The organism is Bradyrhizobium sp. SK17, assembly GCF_002831585.1.
Lineage (GTDB): Bacteria > Pseudomonadota > Alphaproteobacteria > Rhizobiales > Xanthobacteraceae > Bradyrhizobium.
Genome location: NZ_CP025113.1, coordinates 2,143,054 through 2,161,298, shown reverse-complemented (window position 1 = coordinate 2,161,298; position 18,245 = coordinate 2,143,054). Strand labels below are relative to the sequence as shown.

Annotated in this window: 16 protein-coding genes and 1 pseudogene; 7 read left to right on the top strand and 10 right to left on the bottom strand. The window is 66.6% G+C overall.

Going from position 1 to position 18,245, the window contains the following annotated elements; all coding sequences use genetic code 11:
- Positions 1-356: 356 nt before the first annotated feature.
- Positions 357-905 carry a hypothetical protein gene (locus CWS35_RS10105; protein WP_024578961.1) on the top strand — a complete coding sequence of 183 codons (549 nt, stop codon included), beginning with the start codon at positions 357-359 and terminating at the stop codon, positions 903-905.
- Positions 906-996: 91 nt separating this feature from the next.
- Here CWS35_RS10105 and CWS35_RS10100 read toward each other — a convergent pair whose 3' ends face one another.
- Positions 997-1,887, bottom strand: coding sequence for a sigma-70 family RNA polymerase sigma factor (locus CWS35_RS10100; protein WP_100951809.1), 891 nt, complete (start codon positions 1,885-1,887; stop codon positions 997-999).
- A gap of 20 nt (positions 1,888-1,907) precedes the next feature.
- Positions 1,908-2,216 (bottom strand): hypothetical protein, encoded by a 309-nt coding sequence (locus CWS35_RS10095; RefSeq protein WP_100951808.1) that lies wholly within the window; start codon positions 2,214-2,216, stop codon positions 1,908-1,910.
- A gap of 259 nt (positions 2,217-2,475) precedes the next feature.
- Here CWS35_RS10095 and CWS35_RS10090 point away from each other — a divergent pair, with 259 nt between their 5' ends.
- Entirely contained in the window at positions 2,476-3,750 is a 1,275-nt protein-coding gene (locus CWS35_RS10090; protein WP_100951807.1) for an NAD(P)/FAD-dependent oxidoreductase, read from the top strand.
- An 83-nt stretch (positions 3,751-3,833) separates the two neighbouring features.
- Positions 3,834-5,498, top strand: a complete 1,665-nt coding sequence (locus tag CWS35_RS10085; protein ID WP_100951806.1) for a tannase/feruloyl esterase family alpha/beta hydrolase — start codon at positions 3,834-3,836, stop codon at positions 5,496-5,498.
- 12 nt (positions 5,499-5,510) lie between these two features.
- Here CWS35_RS10085 and CWS35_RS10080 read toward each other — a convergent pair whose 3' ends face one another.
- A complete protein-coding gene (locus CWS35_RS10080) occupies positions 5,511-6,461 on the bottom strand; it encodes a helix-turn-helix domain-containing protein (protein ID WP_024578956.1) in 951 nt (316 codons plus the stop codon).
- 150 nt (positions 6,462-6,611) lie between these two features.
- Between CWS35_RS10080 and CWS35_RS10075 the strand changes: the two genes are divergently transcribed.
- Positions 6,612-7,277 (top strand): isochorismatase family protein, encoded by a 666-nt coding sequence (locus CWS35_RS10075; protein WP_024578955.1) that lies wholly within the window; start codon positions 6,612-6,614, stop codon positions 7,275-7,277.
- Positions 7,278-7,363: 86 nt separating this feature from the next.
- Here CWS35_RS10075 and CWS35_RS10070 read toward each other — a convergent pair whose 3' ends face one another.
- Complete coding sequence (locus CWS35_RS10070) at positions 7,364-8,590, bottom strand: ABC transporter substrate-binding protein (protein WP_100951805.1); 1,227 nt, start codon at positions 8,588-8,590, stop codon at positions 7,364-7,366.
- A gap of 34 nt (positions 8,591-8,624) precedes the next feature.
- A pseudogene (locus CWS35_RS10065) lies at positions 8,625-9,829 on the bottom strand (cytochrome P450).
- 82 nt (positions 9,830-9,911) lie between these two features.
- Between CWS35_RS10065 and CWS35_RS10060 the strand changes: the two are divergent.
- Complete coding sequence (locus CWS35_RS10060) at positions 9,912-10,436, top strand: MarR family winged helix-turn-helix transcriptional regulator (RefSeq protein ID WP_168226296.1); 525 nt, start codon at positions 9,912-9,914, stop codon at positions 10,434-10,436.
- Positions 10,437-10,886: 450 nt separating this feature from the next.
- On the opposite strand, the gene CWS35_RS10055 is transcribed toward CWS35_RS10060, so the two are convergent.
- Positions 10,887-12,749: a feruloyl-CoA synthase gene (locus CWS35_RS10055; RefSeq protein ID WP_371682842.1), complete on the bottom strand. Its 1,863-nt coding sequence runs from the start codon at positions 12,747-12,749 to the stop codon at positions 10,887-10,889.
- A gap of 132 nt (positions 12,750-12,881) precedes the next feature.
- On the opposite strand from CWS35_RS10055, the gene CWS35_RS10050 reads away from it, so the two are divergent.
- Complete coding sequence (locus CWS35_RS10050) at positions 12,882-13,412, top strand: MarR family winged helix-turn-helix transcriptional regulator (RefSeq protein ID WP_100951804.1); 531 nt, start codon at positions 12,882-12,884, stop codon at positions 13,410-13,412.
- A gap of 204 nt (positions 13,413-13,616) precedes the next feature.
- The gene (atzF, locus tag CWS35_RS10045; protein ID WP_100951803.1) at positions 13,617-15,434 is read left to right on the top strand and encodes an allophanate hydrolase; all 1,818 of its coding nucleotides are present in this window, start codon (positions 13,617-13,619) and stop codon (positions 15,432-15,434) included.
- Between the two features lie 76 nt (positions 15,435-15,510).
- Here the strand turns inward: atzF and CWS35_RS10040 are convergent, their stop codons facing one another.
- Genes CWS35_RS10040 through CWS35_RS10025 form a run of 4 tightly spaced genes read right to left on the bottom strand, consistent with a single transcriptional unit; the run spans position 15,511 to position 18,239 of the window.
- On the bottom strand, positions 15,511-16,242 hold the full coding sequence (locus CWS35_RS10040) for a GntR family transcriptional regulator (protein ID WP_024578948.1): 732 nt from the start codon (positions 16,240-16,242) through the stop codon (positions 15,511-15,513).
- A gap of 17 nt (positions 16,243-16,259) precedes the next feature.
- Positions 16,260-16,652: an oxalurate catabolism protein HpxZ gene (gene hpxZ / locus CWS35_RS10035; RefSeq protein ID WP_100951802.1), complete on the bottom strand. Its 393-nt coding sequence runs from the start codon at positions 16,650-16,652 to the stop codon at positions 16,260-16,262.
- A gap of 2 nt (positions 16,653-16,654) precedes the next feature.
- Complete coding sequence (locus CWS35_RS10030; RefSeq protein ID WP_245438933.1) at positions 16,655-18,052, bottom strand: AtzE family amidohydrolase; 1,398 nt, start codon at positions 18,050-18,052, stop codon at positions 16,655-16,657.
- A 7-nt stretch (positions 18,053-18,059) separates the two neighbouring features.
- Positions 18,060-18,239, bottom strand: coding sequence for a DUF4089 domain-containing protein (locus CWS35_RS10025; protein ID WP_100951800.1), 180 nt, complete (start codon positions 18,237-18,239; stop codon positions 18,060-18,062).
- Between the last annotated feature and the right edge of the window lie 6 nt (positions 18,240-18,245).

Genomic DNA, 18,245 nt, shown 5'->3' with positions numbered 1-18,245 from the left:
ACCAAAGATCCCGCCGGCGCCGATCAGGAATGGCCCGGGGGTCACGCTTTGCGCGCGTCGTTCTGTGACGTGTTTTGTGCGCGATATCGCAAGTCCGCAGCAAGCATGAACCGACGGCACTGCATTAGAACCTTCGGCGCATACCCCAGCACCTTGCATCATAATTCGTCCAATTCGACCGTGGCAAGAAATATAATGCCGGTTGCGTAGGCAACGATTGTCGCAGGCTCCGCCGCACTGCAACAGGCTTTAGTCATTCGGTAAAGCGATCGGAAACCACAGCCCGGCAAGCGCCGCCGGACTTCATGGTCCGGAAAGCATCACCGGGCGACGCTGCCGCCAAAGGGGTGCTTCACATGCTGAATTACATCTTCGGCTTCAATGCCCGGATGGGCCGGTTGGCGTTCTTCTTCTGCAGCTTCGTGACCGGCCTCGGCTTCCTGATGCTGGTCTACGGCATCACGGGCAATGCACCGGCGAGCGGCAGGACGGACGTGCTGCTGGCGCAGGCAGCGAACAGTCCTGCCTTGATTCTTTCCTTCTATGGCATGCTCGTGATCTGCTTCATGTTGCAGTCGATGCGGGTGCGCGACATCGGATGGGATCCGGTCTGCGTGATGGCGGCATGGATCGCCCTGATGGTGCTCGACAGGGCCGTTGCAGGACGATTTCCCGAATACGCGTTGACCTATCAGCACACCACGACGGTGGTCGGCGCAGTCGTCAATGGCGTGATGAACCTGGTCCTGACGTTCTGGCCGGGCAACGGCCGTTCCGACGAAGCGTCGTCCGTGCCGCGCGAGAGCGGCGGCGACAGCATGTTCGAACGAAGCAGCACTCCCGCCACAGCCGGCAGCCGCATGGCGCGCATCGCCAGCGGCGAGTTCGGCGGCAAGACGCGGTAGCGGCTAATCTCTCCGCTGTCGTCCCGGCTTTCGCCGGGACGACACTGAGATTGTGGAACGATCACTGCGCCACGCACGGACGGTCGGCCACCTACCCCCGATCCACCTCCCATTCGGCGCCGTCGATCGCATAGGGCGCGTGGCGGAAATCCCTGATCGCGGCAACCTTGTCCGCCGTCCAGTCGAGCAGCATGAACGATCGCGGCTGCGCATCCTGTGCGCCCGGCTCGAACACCAGGATCGCGGGACGTCCTTCGACTTGTCCGGTCTTGAGGTGCCAGTCATCGATCTTGGCATAGTTGCCGAAATAGCGTGACACCTCGGCCTTGCCGTTCAGCCGTGTCCGGTTGACGAGTTCGAGCCTGATGTCATCGGCGATCATGGCGCGGATGGCGTCGAAATCGCGGGCGTTGAAGCGGCTGACATAGGCGTTCAACCTGGCGCGATCGCCCGGCGACAGGCCCGGCCGCGGCGCATCGTCAGGCTCGCGGGCGAACGCACGCAGTTGCGTGCGCCCGCGGTGCAGTGCTGCCTTCACCGCCGGCAGGCTGAAATCCATGATGCCGCAGACCTCCTGCAAGGAGCAGCCGAGCACATCCATCAGGATCACGCTGGAGCGCTGCGCCACCGGCAGGCGCATGAAGGTGCGCAGGCTGCTGGCGGCGATCTCGCGGCGGCCGACATCGTCGAGCTCTCCGGCCATCATGTCCACCTCCTCCGACGAGTGGAGCGCGTCCTGGCGGTTACGCCGCCTGAGGAAATCGAGCGCGGTGTTGTGCGCGATCCGGAACAGCCAGGCTTCCGGGTTCTGGATCGGGGCCGCGGAGGCGAAGGCCTCCACCGCCTTGATCAACGCATCTTGCAGCACGTCCTCGCCATCGATGACCGATCCGACCATGCGGGCGCAGTAGCGATGCAGCCTTGGCCGCATCGCCACGAGCAGCGCGTCGACCTCGGCCGGCGCTTGGGGTGGTGACGTCATGACGGCTCCGCCAGATCGTGTCACGGTTCGTCCAGCATACGATAATTGCCGACAATCACGGCACTGCGAACCAGCGGCGGTTCGGCGCAACGATCGCGGATGCCGTCCTGGAAGGCCTGGAACGCGGCGAGTTTCGGGATCGGGCTCGAGCCGTCGTCGGCCACCGTCTCGACCATGTGGATGAAGGTGTCGTCCTCCAGCCGCAGGGTCAGATAGCGCACGCCGTCGGGGCTCGCCGCCTTCAGCTCGGCGAACACAGCCGCAACCAGCGCGGCATTCTTCTCCGCCGCCTCCGGCTTGGCCTTGTACCTGATCAGGGTCCGTCGCATCGCAACCTCCTTGGTTCGGCGGCCTGAACCGGCCGCGTCAGCCCCAAGGACGTTCGCGCGCCGCCAAAGGATGCGGTCCGGCAAAAATAATTCGGGCCGCCGTATGTTCAGCCTCGGCTCGGCCCGTCGGCGATACGATACGTGAAGGTGCAACGATCGGGTTTTGCTATCGGGCGATCAAGCAATTCAACTTGGAATGAGGCCACGAATGATTACATAATCAGACGACGAAGCCGTTCGAAACCGAGGGCGACATCCGATGACGCAAGCGCCGGCCAAACCTCATCGCGTGGTGATCGTCGGCGCCGGCTTCGGCGGCTTGGAAGCGGCTTTCGGTCTTGCGGGCGCGCCGGTCGAGATCACGCTGATCGACCGCCGCAACCATCATCTGTTCCAGCCGCTGCTCTACCAGGTCGCAACCGCATCGCTTGCCACAAGCGAGATCGCCTGGCCGATCCGCTATCTGTTGCGCGACCGGCCCGAGGTGACGACGCTGTTCGCCAATGTCTGCGGCGTCGACGCGGCAGCGAAGCAAGTGCAACTCGATGATGGCGGCAGCATTCCCTATGACACGCTGGTCCTCGCCACCGGCGCGCGGCACGCTTATTTCGGCCATGACGAATGGGAGCCGTTCGCGCCCGGCCTGAAGACGCTGGAAGATGCCACCACGCTGCGGCGGCGCATCCTGGTCGCCTTCGAGCGCGCCGAGCGCGAGACCGATCCGGAGGCGCGCGCCGCGCTGCTGACCTTTGTCGTGGTCGGCGCCGGTCCGACCGGCGTCGAGATGGCCGGCACCATCGCCGACCTCGCCAAGGACACGCTGCCGCGCGACTTCCGCCACATCGACACGCGGATGGCGCGCGTGGTGCTGATCGAGGCCGGCCCGCGCGTGCTGGCAGGTTTCCCCGACGATCTCTCCGCCTATGCGCAGCGCGCGCTGGAGAGCCTCGGCGTCCAGGTCGTACTCGGTGAGCCCGTCACCGAATGCACCGCCGACGGCGTGGTCTATGGCGGCAAACAACTCGCGGCGCGCACCATCGTCTGGGCCGCCGGCGTGCGCGCCTCGCGCGCCGCCGAATGGCTCGACGCACCAGCCGATCGCGCCCAGCGGCTACAGGTCGAGCCTGATCTCACCGTGCCCGGCCATCCCGAGATCTTCGCGGTCGGCGACACCGTCACCATCAAGGATGCCGACGGCAATCCGGTGCCCGGCATCGCGCCGGCCGCCAAGCAGGAAGGACGCTACGCCGCCGCGCTGATCAAGGCGCGGCTCAAGGGCGAGACCTTGCCGCCGTTCCACTACAAGCACGCCGGCAGCCTCGCCCAGATCGGCAAGCGGCTCGCGGTGATCGACTTCGGCAAGTTCAAGCTGCGCGGCGCGCTCGCCTGGTGGATCTGGGGCATCGCCCACATCTACTTCCTGATCGGTCTGCGCAACCGCCTCAGCGTCGCGCTGAGCTGGCTCTGGGTCCACGCCCGCAACCAGCGCGCCGCACGGCTGATCACGCAGGGCAGCAGCAAGGTCGCGCAATAGGCGCATATGCCCGGCGCGGCTTGTGCGCCAGGGCGGCGCGTGAAATACTTGCCAAAGCAACAATAATGCCCGGGGAGGAAACGATGCGGTTCGATGCGCGCGCATGGGCGCTTGCGGCTTCGCTGGTCACGCTGGCGTCATGCGGCTCGGTGGCGTCCGCGGCGCAGATGACCGGGGATTCCGCGGCAACCTGCAACGGCCTTGGCGGACCCGCCGATGGCGCGGTCAAGATCGACACTGCCACGCTCCAGGCGCCGACGCCACTGTCGGTTACCGAGAAGGCGCCGACACCTGCCAGCCGTATCGTCCCGGCCAATCCGGCCTTCTGCAAAGTGCTCGGGCATATTGATCCTGTCGATCCCAAGGCGCCGCCGATCAAGTTCGAGGTCAATTTGCCGGTCGAGTGGAACGGCCGCTCGCTGCAATATGGCGGCGGCGGCTTCAACGGAGTGCTGATATCGGGCCTCGGCCTGCCGCCGGCCTATCCGTTCGACAAGGCATCGCCGCTGGCGCTCGGCTTCGTCACCGTCGGCACCGACTCCGGCCACGAGCAGAAGCCGGGTGAGCCGCCGCAGCAGTTCGCGCTCAACGACGAGGCGTTCGAGAATTTTTCGCACAAGGCCTACAAGAAGGTGCACGACGCCGCACGGGCGTTGACGGTGCGCGCCTACGGCAAGCCGCCGGCGAAGACGTATTTCATGGGATCGTCCGAAGGCGGGCGCGAGGCGCTGACCATGGCGCAGCGTTACCCGGACGATTTCGATGGCATCTTCGCGCGCGTGCCCGTGATCAACTGGGTCGGGTTGCAACATGCCGGCACCCGATCCGGCCTCGTCACGATGGGCGATGGCTGGATCAGGCCGGCGCAAATCATGCTCGTCGCCGACGCCGTGCTCAAGGCTTGCGACAGGCAGGACGGCTCGGACGACGGCTTGGTGCAGGATCCGGTCGGCTGCAAGGCCGCGTTCAAGCCGGCCTCGCTGGCCTGCGCTGCGGGCCAGAGCGGCGACGACTGCCTGACCGACAAGCAGATTGCCGCGATCGAGACCTTGCATTCGCCGTACAAATTCTCGTTTCCGCTCGCCAACGGCCTCGACGACTATCCGGGCTGGGGCGTGTCGGGCGAGAATACGCCGGCGTTCGGGCCGACCGGCGGCTGGAAGGCCTGGTGGCTCGGCACCACGGCGCCGGCGCAGCCGCCGGCTCCAACCAATGGCATCGCCTGGATCTACGGTGCCGGCGGCATTCAATATGTCTTCGCGCGCGATCCGAAACTCGACGTCACGACCTACAAGCCCGAGGACCACAGAGCGCGCGTGCTGGAAGTGTCCGCCCTGATGGATTCCACCAATCCGGATCTCAGCCGCTTCCACGCCCGCGGCGGCAGGCTCGTCATGCTCGAACACATGGCCGACTACGCGCAAAGCCCCTATGCCGGCATCCGCTACTTCGAGACTGTCGAGAAGACGCTCGGCAAGGACAAGGTCGCGGAGTTCGCCAGGCTCTACACCGCCCCCGGCGTCGACCATGTCGGCTCCGGCGCTCCGGCCAATGTCGACATGCTGGCGGTGCTGGTCGACTGGGTCGAGAATGGCAAGGCGCCTGGCGATCTCGTGGTGCGCGAGCAGAAGACCGAGGCGCCGAGCTTCGACACGATCCGCGCGCTGCCCTTGTGCCGCTGGCCGGCGTGGCCGCATTACAAGGCGGGGCCGGTCACTGAAGCGGCGAGCTTCGCCTGCGCGCCATGACGGGAGGGTGCGTTACCCCATCACCTGATGCGGTGAACGGCCGAACGCGGCCTTGAAGGCGCGGCTGAAATGCGAAACGTCGCTGAAGCCGAAGCTGAGCGCGACATCGGTGACGCTGCCAAACCGCCGTTCGGCCAGCGCCTGATAGGCGCCGGCAAGGCGCTGCTGCCACAGCCAGCGGATCGGCGTGGTGCCTTCGCGCGCGAACAGGCGGTTCAGCGTGCGCGGCGCGATGCTCTGCGCCGTGGCGATCGCATCGAGATCGAGCTCGGGATCGTCGAGATGAGCCAGGACATAGGCCTTGACCCGCGCCAGCCGGTCGTCGCCGTGCCGGGGCGCATCGTCCGTCAGCTCGGTCTGGAGCATGGTCGCGAAAATATCGAGCGCGGACGCCCCGAGCCGGATTGCCGCAGGCCCGGCTTCGTCATCGAGCCGCGTCAACCGCCGGATCAGTGACCCGGCCAGCGCGCCGACTTTTGACGCGTGACCGATCCGCCGCGCCGTCAGGCGTTGCGCGTCCGGCAGGCGCGCGAGCAGCAGCGGCCGCGGGATCGACACCATGATCGAACGCGCGCTCGGGGCGAATTCGAGCGCGAATGGCTGCGCCTGATCATGCAGCATGAGATCGCCGCGGCGCATCTGCACCTCGCGTCCGCCCTGCGCGAAAGAAACCTCGCCGCGCAGCGTCAGCCACAACATGAAATAGTCGCGCGGATCCCGGCGCACGTCGCTCGCGCTGCGCATCACCCGGATGCGGTCGGCAGCCGGCGTCGACGACCAGATGTCGTTGATCGCAAGCGGGCCGAAATGGCGGATCGAGATCGATGCGGCAAACGCCTCGTCCGCGACGCGGCGGCATTCGGTCAGCGAGAATTCGCGGCAGGTGACGTGGTGCCAGCGGTCGAAACTGTCACCCGGCGCGACGAGCGTCTGCGCGACGATTGCGTGATCTGGGGTCTGCATTGGCCTTGCTCCCGCCCAACCCGGCAGCGGGATATTCTGCGTCCCGTCCCCGGTTCTGGCAAGCAGAGTCCAGCGATTGGCCCGCACAGCCAAGAACGACCGCAGGAACCGGCGTAAAAAAGAGCCTCCCACCCGGAGAGGAGACACCACATGGGCTATCAATGCGACGTCATCGATCCCAGCAAGACCGTCATGATCGTTGTCGACATGCAGAACGATTTCGTGGCCGAGGGCGCCAAGCTGCGCTCCGCGCAGGCCGCCGCCATGGTGCCCCGGCTGGCGCAGACCCTGAAGGCCTGCCGCGACAAGGGCATCCGCGTCATCTACACCGCGCATGTGCATCGCCGCGACGGCAGCGACATGGGGCTGTACGACGATCTCTATGGGCCGATCGCCGACCGCTCGTCGCTGGTCGACGGCAGCGCGGGCGTCGAGATCTTCAATGACCTCGCGCCGGCGCCGGGCGAACATGTCATCAAGAAGCACCGCTACAGCGCGTTCTTCGCCACCGACCTCGACCTCATCCTGCGCGAATGGGGCATCACGACAGTGATCATCTCGGGCACGACGACCGAGAACTGCTGCCACGCCACCGCGCGCGACGCCATGTTCCACAATTACAAGGTCGTCTTCCTGTCGGACGCGACGGGCACGTTCGACTATCCCGATGTCGGCCAGGGCGCGATGTCCGCCGAGCAGGTGCATCGGGCCACGCTGACGATCCTGGCGTTCTCGACCGCACATGTGATGACGGCCAGCGAGATGCTGGGGCGGGTGAAGGCGGGTGATGGAGCGGCGAGTTCGAAGGCGGCGTAGCGACGAGGACAACTCTCGCGCAACGAACTCGGCTCGCCTCTCCCCTTGTGGGAGAGGTGCAGCGATCTGCGTGGCAACCAACCTGCTCACTTCACCAGCGGACACCCGCCATCGGCCAGCGGGCGGAACGCCTGCTCGGCCGGGATGGTCGCGATCAGCTTGTAATAGTCGTAGGGGTACTTCGACTCCTCCGGCTTCTTCACCTCGAACAGATACATCGGGTGGATGACGCGGCCGTCCTGGCGGATCGTGGTGTCGCCGAACAGTCTGTCCTTGCCCTTGAAGGTCTTCATCTGCGGCACCACGACCTTGGCGTCGTCGCTGCCGGTTGCCGCAACCGCGTTGAGGTAAGCGAGCGTCGAGGCGTAGACGCCGGCCTGGTTGCCGCTCGGCATCTTGCCGTTCATGCCGGGGCGCGCGGCGAAACGCTTGGCGAAGGCGCGGGTATCGTCATTCATGTCCCAGTAGAAGGCTTCCAGCAGTTGCAGGCCCTGCGCCACCTTCAGGCCCATGCCGTGGATGTCGTTCACGAACAGCAGGAACGCCACCATGGTCTGGCCGCTCTGCTGGATGCCGAACTCGGCCGCCTGCTTCACCGCATTGATGGTGTCGCCGCCGGCATTGGCGAGGCCAATCACCTTGGCTTTCGAGTTCTGCGCCTGCAACAGGAAGGACGCGAAGTCCGAGGTGCCGAGCGGATGCTTGCTCGATCCCAGCACCTTGCCGCCATGCTTCTCGATGTAGTTGGTCGCTTCGGCTTCGATGCCCTTGCCGAGCGCATAGTCGACGGTCACGAAGTACCAGTCCTTGCCGCCGCGCTGCATCATCGCGGCCGCGGTGGTGTTGCCGGTGGCCCAGGCGTCGTTGACCCACTGGATGGTGTTGGGCGAGCAGGCCTTGCCGGTGAGGTCGGAGCTTGCGGTCGACGAGGCCAGGAATGTCATCCTGGAGTCGCGCAGGATGGTGTTGATGGCGAGGCCGACCGCCGAGTTCGGCACGTCGACGATGGCATCGACGCCTTCGACGTCGAGCCATTTGCGCGCGATCGCAGAGCCCACGTCGGCCTTGTTCTGGTGATCGGCGTAGACGATCTCGACCTTGATGCCCTTGCCGCCGCCGTTGAAATCCTCCGCCGCCATCCGCGCGGCTTCCACCGAGCCCATGCCGTTGGTGTCCTGGAAGATGCCGGAAATGTCGTTCAGCACGCCGACCCGCACCACATTGTCGGAAATCTCCGCATGCGCACTGCCCGTAGCGCAGGCCAATGCCAGCGCAAATCCAACCCCAAATCGCCCAATCCCAAAGCCCCTCATCCTGTCCCTCCCTCGCGTTGCTCCACAGCCGGCGTCAAGCCGGCGTGATTTCGACCGGCAGGCTCTCGAGCCCGCGCAGCGTGTTGTTGAACAGGCGCTTCGGCTCGCCCGTGATTTCGATCTTCGCGACACGGCGCGCCAAGGCCGCCATCATCACCTCGCCTTCGAGGCGGGCGACGAGTTGACCGACGCACATGTGGATGCCCGAGCCGTAACCGACATGGCCCGAGGTGCGGCGCGTGATGTTGTAGCTGTCGGGCTCCTCCCAGCGACGCGGGTCGCGGTTGGCCGCGGCGAGGAACATCAGCACCTTCTCGCCCTCCGGGATGGTGACGCCGCTGAGCTCGATCTCGCGGGTGGTGGTGCGGAAGAAGGTCTGGACCGGACTTTCGAACCGCACCGCCTCCTCGAAGGCATTGCGCGCCAATGTCGGATCGCCGCGCAGCTTCTCGAACTGGTCGGGAAAGCGCGCCAGACAATAGACCGCGGCACCGATGCCGTTGACGGTGGTGTCGAGGCCGGCCGACAGCAGCGAGCGCACCAGCAGTGGCGCTTCGGTCTCGGTAATGGCACCGCTATCGACATGGGCATGGATGCAGGCGCCGATTCCACCGGGGTGAGGTTGTCGCGCTGGCATTGCTCGGCGACATAGGCCTGATGCGGCGCCGAGCGCCGGATCGCCTCCTCGCGGAGCTGGTTCGGCGGACCGAAGGCGTTGAACACCAGGCTCGCATAGGGCAGCAGGTGCTCGCGGCCCTCCGGCTTCAGGCCGAGCGCATCGGGAAAGATCGACAGCGGATAGGCTTCCGCAAGGTCGGTGATCGCGTCGAACCTGCGCTTCTCCAGCAGCGTGTCGACACAAGCCTCCGCCGCGGCGGCAAACCGCCCGCGAAGCTGCTTCATCACGGTCGCCGACAGCACCGTGCTCAAGACGGTCCGGGTCCGGGTATGGGCGGGCGGATCGGCCTCCAGGATCAGGCTCGCCGGCCGCCACGGCTTCTCCTTGGAAAAGTCGCTCAGGCCGACGCCGCGGCTGGAGCAGAACGTGGCGGGATCGTTCAGGACGGCATACACCTCCGCATAGCGCGCCACGCCATAGACATTCCACTTGTCCAGATAAACCACCGGCCCGGCCTCGCGCAGCCGCTCATGGGTCGGGAACGGATCGGCGAAGAAGTCGAGCGCGAACGGATCGACGTCGAGATGCGTGGCGGCAGCCGCACCGGTCGTTGCAGTCATCGGGACCTCCCGAGGTTTGATCTTGTCAACACGGGCAGCATGTCACTTGCTCCCGAACGGTTTCGCAGCGATGATTTGAGAAATGAGCAGCCAGCCCCTCCCCCGAAAGCCCCGCCGGCCGAAACCGGCCGATCTCGCAGATGCCATCGATGGCCCGCTGCTGGACCTCAACCGCTATGTGCCGGCTTTCATCACCTTCATCGGCAACAAGCTGTCGAACAGCGCCACCGCATTTTACCAGAAGAATTTTGGGGTCAACGTCACCGAGTGGCGGATCATCTCGCAATTGGCGATCGAGCCGGGAATTCCGGCCTCGCGGATCTGCCAGGTGATCGGCTTCGACAAGGGCCCGGTCAGCCGCAATCTCTCGGCGCTGCAAAAGCGCGGCCTCTTGACGATCCGCACCGCGCCGGACGATGGCCGCACCCATTCGATCACGCTGACCGCGCGCGGCCGCGCCATCCACGACAAGGTGATCGTCGCGGCGCTTGAGCGCGAGCGGCGGCTGCTGTCGTGCCTGAAGAAGGATGAGCGCGAGGTGCTGATCGACCTGCTGCGCCGGCTGCACGAGAATCTCGGCGCCGTGACCGGGCAAAGCACGACCTGACCGCATAGGGGCGCCCTGCGTCCCCGCGGTATTCGTCCGGTCTTCCATGCGTGTCGCTCGCGCGCTGCTGCGCAACATGATCCTCCCAAATGCGAGGCCGTTGACCGGCCCTGTCTCTCTGGATGCGGAAACTCGCACAGCTTAGTTGCTAGGGCAACTAAAAACGCGAGCACGTGCGGCGTCAGGCCCCATGCCGGGACTAGCGACGTCGCCCTCAGGTCAGGTGAGCACGCCGCTCGGGCTCCCTCCCCCCTTGCGGGGGAGGGTTGGGGAGAGGGGTAAGTCCCGGGCGGGATGACCGAAGCGTACATCGCCTTCGCAAAGCGCGTCGGAGTGACACGAATTCGGATAGCGCACGTCGTGCGGTACCCCTCTCCCTAACCCTCCCCCGCAAGGGGGAGGGAACCCTTCCATCTGCGCCTTCCTCACTGAAGCCTGCTCTATTGCGCTTCAGCCCGCGCAGCCGATCGGCTCGGACGCCCCGTCGTCCTCCAGTACCGCCACTGCCGCAGCGCGGCGTGTCAGCACGGCGCGCTGGTTGATGTAGCCCTTGTCGGTGATCTCGCCGCCGTCGACCGAGGCGGGCTCGGCCAGCAACAGCGCACGGGTGGCATGGCCGGAGGAATGGTCGCCTTGCGCCTTCAGCCGCGCCAGCCCCTGCCCGATCGCGGAACGGACCGCCGCATGGCCGATCGCCTCGCGCGCGTCGGCGTTGTCTGCCAGTCCCGCGAGCGCGCGGCAGGCGGCAAGGTTCGGGAACACCAGGAAGCGCACCTCGTCGCGGCCATGACCGGTGATGACGATGTCCTGCGCGAGCGGCGCCAGCGCCGCGATGCCGGCAACCCTCAAAGTGCCGACGCTGACCCAGGTGCCGGAGTTGAGCTTGAAATCCTCCGCGACACGGCCGTCGAAGAACAGGCCAAGCTCCGGCCGGTCAGGATCGGCGAAGGTGACGGCGTCGCCGATCTTGTAGAAGCCCTCGTCATCGAAGGCCGCCGCGGTCAGGTCGGGCGCCTTCCAGTAGCCCGGCGTGACATTGGGTCCGCGCACCCGGACCTCGAGCTTGTCGCCCGAGGGCACCAGCTTCAGCTCGGTACCAGGAATCGGCACCCCGATATTGCCGGAGCGCTTGGCCAGGAAATGACAATCGGTCGCCAGCGGCGAGGTCTCGGTCGAGCCCCAGGCCGATACCATCGGCAGCCTGCGGCGAACCGTTTGCAGCGACAATTCTTCCAGCGCATCCCACAGATTCTGCGGCAGCGCCGCGCCGGCATAGAAGGCGAATTTGGTCCCCTCGAAGAATTTCCGGCGCAGCTCGTCGTCGGTGCGCAGCGCCGCGATCAGCATGTCGAAGCCACGCGGCACGTTGAAATAGACCGTCGGCACCACGCTGCGCAGATTGGCGAGCGAGGTCGCAAACAGGCCGGGCGCCGGCTTGCCGCCGTCGACGTAAAGCGTGCCGCCATTGCGCAGCACCAGGTTGAAATTGTGGTTGGCACCAAAGGTGTGGCTCCAGGGCAGCCAGTCCAGGATGATCAGTTCTTCGCCAGCCTGCTCCAGGAACGTCCAGGTCTGCGCCTTGGCCTGCTGGCTCGAGGTCAGCATGAGCTGGGTGTTGATCACGGCCTTCGGCGTGCCGGTCGAGCCCGAGGTGAACAGGAATTTTGCGATCGTCTCCGGCGTCACCGCGGCGAAGGCCGTGGCGACCTCTGATGATTCCGGTGTCGCTGCAATGGTGCGGAACGACAGCGCGTCCGCGTCATCGGGATTGCCGCTGACGATGGTCGCCCGATGCAGCGGCGCGATCGCGGCAAGCGCGGCCGCGAACGGCTTGGTGCTCGCAACGTAGATTGCGCCGGGATCGAGCAGCGCGATCATGCTCTTCAGCTTGTCGAAGTCTTTCGACATCAGCGAGTAGGCCGGCGAGATCGCGGCCGACGGCACGCCGACATGCTGGGCGGCGAGCGCAAGCAATGCGTGGTCGATGCCGTTGTCCGAGAGGATGACCAGCGGCCGTTCCGTGCTCAGGCCCTTCGCCAGGATCCATGATGCGGCCCGCCGCACGATGCCGCGCGCGTCGCGATAGCTGACGGTGCTCCATGGCGTTTCGATGCTGGCGCGTTCGCCGAGGAAGATGCGATCCGGCGCCTGCCGCGCCCAGTGCTCCAGCCAGTCGCCGATGCAGCGGGCACTCGCTTTCAAGGGCGTCGTGGAGCGGATCAGGATGCTGCCGTCGTCGCGGCGGTCGGCGACGATCGCCGGCATCGCGAACAGCTTGCTCGGATTGTCTCCGCTGGCGGCGGCCATCGTCATGGTTTCCTCCACGCCCATGTCTGTTCGGGACCGCGGTCCCGGCCGGGCTATTGGCCATAATGTTGCGGACACCAATTGTTGTCGTCAACAACAATCTTTCCTTCCCGCCGCGGGCGCGCTAGCCTTGCGGCCATGGCAGGCCCGCAAAAGACGTCGCGCAAGGCAGCAGGAACAGCGGCGGCAATCCGCCGCCCCCGAACGCGCGCGGCAAATGGCCGGACGTGCGATGGCGACGCCGGGGAGGAGATCGGCCTCGACGCGCTGGTCGGCCACGCCGGCTACGCGGTGCGGCGCTTCCAGCTCTGGATCTTTCAGGACTTCATCAAGACACTGGCGACGGTCGATATCCGCCCGACGCAGTATTCTGTGATGACCGTGATCGGGGCCAATCCGGGCCTGAGCCAGATGGCGGTCGCCAAGCGGCTCGGGATCGAACGCGCGCGGCTGGTGCATCTGCTCGACAGCCTGGAGGAGCGCGACTTCGTCAGCCGCATCCCCTCCGTCACCGACCGCCGCTCCCACGCGCTGCATCTGACCGCACGCGGCAAGACCGCGCTGGCGCAGTTCAAGCGGCTCGCCGCCGAACACGAGCGGCATGTCGCCGAGAAGATCGGCAAGGACAACCGCGAGCAATTGTTGCGGATCCTCGCCTGCTTCACCTGATCCAACGATCGGATCCCGACTCGGTCAAACCTGCCTGTAAAATAGGCAAATGCGCTCGCAGGCCAACCCGCACCAACGCCTGGCGACCGTTTCAAGCAACTGATATTGTGTGATAATCTGGCGTACTGTCGGCGCAGGCGAATTGTACACAATGGCACATTGCTTGCTTCGATCAGGCTGCAATTCCCTCGCGGGCGGCATCCAATGCCTCACCGCGCCAGAGACGAGGCCAACCACGTGACTGAAACTGTCGCCGCGATCGTTGCCGCACACCGCATCAAGACCATGACGCCGGCGCAAACCGTGGCCCGCAGCTACCAGCGCATCCGCGAGCACAACGATCCCGCCATCTTCATCAGCCTGCGCGATGAGAAAGAGGCGCTTGCCGAGGCCGCGCGGCTCGCAGATCCGACGCTGCCGCTCTATGGCGTGCCGGTCGCCGTGAAGGACAATATCGACGTCGCGGGCTTGCCGACCACCGCCGCTTGCCCGGCCTTCGCATACACGCCAGCCCACGACTCGACTGCGGTCGCCAGACTGCGCGCGGCCGGCGCCATCATCATCGGCAAGACCAATCTCGACCAGTTCGCCACCGGCCTGGTCGGCGTGCGCTCGCCCTATGGCATTCCGAAGAATGCAGTCCGCGACGATCTCGTGCCGGGCGGATCGAGCTCGGGCTCGGCGGTGGCGGTCTCCGCCGGCCTGGTGCCGCTTGCGCTCGGCACCGACACCGCGGGCAGCGGCCGCGTGCCGGCGATGCTCAACAACATCGTCGGGCTCAAGCCGAGCCTCGGGCTGATCCCGAATACCGGGCTGGTGCCGGCCTGCCGCACGCTCGACTGCATCTCGGTGTTCTCGCTGACCGTCGACGATGCGCTGGCCGCGCTCGCCGTCATGGCGGGTCCCGACGACGCCGACCCGTTCTCGCGCGACCGGCCGCTGGCCGCCCTCGCGGCGTTTCCGGCGAAGCTGAAGCTCGGTATTCCCAAGTCCGGTCAGCTGATCTTCTTCGGCGATCGCGCGGCCGAGAAGGCCTATGGCGAGGCAGTGAATCGCTGGCGGGCGCTCGGCGCCGATCTCGTCGAATTCGACCTCGAGCCGTTCTACGAGACCGCGCAGCTGCTCTATGAGGGCCCGTGGGTCGCTGAACGCTATCTGGTGATCCGCGACCTCCTGGCTTCGTCACCCGAAGCGATCCATCCGGTGACGCGCGAGATCACCATCGGCGGTGCGCGCCCCTCCGCCGCCGACACCTTCTCGGCGCTGTATCGCTTGCAGGCACTGCGCCGGGTTGCTGCGCGCACCTTCGCAAGCCTCGATGCGATCGTGCTGCCGACGGCGCCGACCGTCTATTCGACAGCGGACGTGCTCGCCAAACCGATCGAGCTCAACTCGCGGCTCGGCACCTATACCAATTTCGTCAACCTGCTCGATCTCTGCGGCCTGGCGCTGCCATCGGCGATGCGGCCCGACGGCGCGCCGTTCGGCATCACGTTGCTGGCGCCGGCCGGCCGCGACGCCGAACTCGCCAGCATCGGCCGCGTATTCCATGCCGATACCGGATTGCCGATCGGAGCCAACGCACTGCCCCAGCCGCCGCTTGCCGCAACGCCGGCTCCGGCACAGGACGAGATCACCATCGCGGTGGTCGGCGCGCATCTCTCGGGCATGGTGCTGAACCACGAATTGACGACACTCGATGCACGCCTACTGGAAGAGACGCTCACCGCGCCGGACTACAGGCTCTACGCACTCGACACCACACCGCCGAAGCCCGGCATGCTGCGCATCGAGGCGGGCGCGGGCCATGCGATCAAGCTGGAGCTCTGGGCGATGTCGCCTTCAGCATTTGGAATATTCGTCGCCGCGATCCCGCCGCCGATGGCGATCGGCACGATCAGGCTCGCCGATGGGCGGCAGGCCAAGGGTTTCATCGTCGAACCGGCTGCGATCGCCGGCGCAAAGGATATCTCGGCCTATGGCGGCTGGCGGGCGTTCATGGCGGAGAAGGTGAAGGCATAGCCGCCCCCACCGTCATTCCGGGGCGCGCCTCCTGGCGCGAGCCCGGAATGAAGATGCTGATGGGTTTCCGCGAACGCTACACCGACACCGCGTAGGTCTCGTATTCCCCGCGGACGTGCTCGATATGGTCGCGCATCGCGGCCGCCGCGCCGGGCTTGTCGCCGCGCATGATGGCGACCACAACGCGGTCGTGCTCGGCGTGGGATTTTGCAAGCCGCCCGAGGTTGCGGAACTGGGCGCGACGGAACGGCTGCACGCGCACCCGCGTCGCCAGGGTGATCTCGGCGATATAGGCGTTCTGCGAGCCGGCATAGATCGCGTTGTGGAAGCGCTCATTGACCTCGTGGAAACGCTCGGGATTGCCGGTGTAGCTCAGCACCCGCAGCTCCTCATGGACCGCCTCCAGCGCGTGACGCTCCGCCGGTGTCATCCGTTCGGCGGCAAGGCCGGCGCACATCGCTTCCAGCTCCGCCATCGCCTCGAACATGCCGGTCAATCTTTCGAGCGAGGGCCGCGCCACCACCGCGCCGCGATGCGCGCGGGCATCGATCAGGCCGCTGGCCGCAAGCTGCCGCAGCGCCTCGCGCACCGGGGTGCGCGAAACGTTGAAGCGGCGCGCGAGGTCGGTCTCGTCGAGCCCGGCACCCGGCGGCAGCGTGCCACGCACGATCTCGTCGGCGAGTTGCAGCCGCAGCTCCTCGGCGCGGGTGATCTTGTCGACCAGCGACGACGGGCGATCGACGCGCGGCACCGCCGGCTCGGACTCGGTCGGCTGCGGCGCGCGGGTCGGAAGATCGTCCAGGCTCATGGTTCAAGCGCTCGTGTTCAAACGCCCTTTGGCTCGTCGATGACGCTGACATGGGCCGCGACGATTCTCCAGCCCTCGGGGAAGCGAATCCACGTCTGCATCTGCCGGCCCACCCTGCCCGGCGCGTTGTCCCGGTAGAACAGCGTCGAGGCGATCGCGGTGTCGCGGCCATAGCTCGTGATCACGGTGCGGTCGATCCTGCGCATCAGGCCGACCGGCGAGCGCCCGGCGCGAAACGCCATGATCTCGGCGTAGCCATAGAGGTTCTCGCCGATGCCGTAGCGCAGCGTGCGGCTGTCGTCGCGAAACAGCTCGTCGAGCACCGCGACGTCGTTCGACACCAGCGCTTTCTCGTAGCGCTGGAACTGCGCGGTCACTTCGGCGACCACGTCGGGAAGATCGATGTCCATAGCTAAAATCCTCTCGGCGCCGGCGCGACCGCGACGCCCATCTGTTCCAATGCATAGGCGACCCGTAGCGCGATGTCCTCGCGCCAGGGTGCGGTGATGATCTGCACGCCGATCGGCAACGGCTCGAGCGGCACCGGCACCGCCACGACCGGCAGGCCGATGAACGAGATCGGCTGGGTATGGATGCCGATATTGGCGCGGACCGGAAGCTCGACGCCATCGAGCGTGAAATTGACCTGACCGAGCTTCGGCGCTGTGCACGGTGTCGCCGGCGCCAGGATCACGTCGACCGACTGGAACAGCTCCAGCACCCTGGCGCGGTACCAGCGGCGGAATTTCTGCGCCTTGTCGACATAGACCGCCGGCACCATCGCGCCGGCGATGAAACGGTCGCGCACCGCCGGATCGAAATCGTCGGGACGCTTGCGCAGCCGGTCGAGATGCAGCGCGGCGCCCTCGGTGGTGGTGATGATGTAGGCAGCGGCGCGGGCGCGCGCGGCTTCCGGCAGCTCCACGGTCCGCGTGGCGCCGAGCGCCTTCGCGACGCGCGCGACCGCTTCGACGGCCTCCGGGAACACGTTCTGCTGGAAATAGCCGCCGGCGATCGCAACCCGCAGCCCGCGGACATCATGGGCGAGCAACGGCACGGTCGGCTCGACCGACTGCACGATGCACGCCGGATCATCTCCATCAGGTCCCTGCATGGCGTCATAGGCCAGCGCGAGATCCTTGACGCTGCGCGCCAGCGGGCCGAGATGATCGAGGCTCGCGACGAACGGATAGGACCGCGCGCGCGACAGCCTTCCATAGGTCGGCTTCAGGCCGAACGTGCCGCAGAACGACGACGGCACCCGGATCGAGCCGTTGGTGTCGGAGCCGAGCGCGATCGGCACCAGCGCGCCGCCGACGGCGCTGCCCGAGCCGCCGGAGGAGCCCCCGGTCATCCGCGTCGGATCGTGCGGGTTGCGCGACGGGCCGTCATGGACGTTCTCGCCGGTGAAGTCGTAGGCGTATTCGCCCATGTTGAGCGCGCCGACCAGCACGGCGCCGGCCGCCTCCAGCCGCTCGATCAGCACGGCGTCGCGCGGCGACGGCGGCAGGTCGCGGTTGATCTTCGAGCCAGCGCGGGTCGAGAGCCCCTGCACGTCGAACAGGTTCTTGACCGCGAACGGCACGCCGGCGAGCGGGCCGACCGGTTGCCCCGCCGCGATGGCCGCGTCGATCGCGCGCGCCTTGGTGCGGGCGCGATCGGCGGTGACGTCCGTGAAGGAATTGAGCACCTTGTCGTGCGCGGCGATGCGCGCGAGCGCAGCCTCGGTCGCGGCAAGGGCGGTGAGCTTGCGGTGCGAGACCGCCTGCGCGATGTCGGCGGCCGACATGAAAGCGGGAGTTTCGGACATCGCGATCTCAGGTCGAATAGACCGCGGCCGAGACGACGTCGTCCGGCAGCGGGAAGTCGTCGACCAGCCTTGCCAGCCGCAGCGAGACCTCGAGATTGGCGCGCACCGCGGGACGCCAGGCGTCCTCCAGCGGCAACCCCATCGCGCGCGCGACGGCGTTCATGTAGTCGTCGAGATGATCGGCCATTTCGCT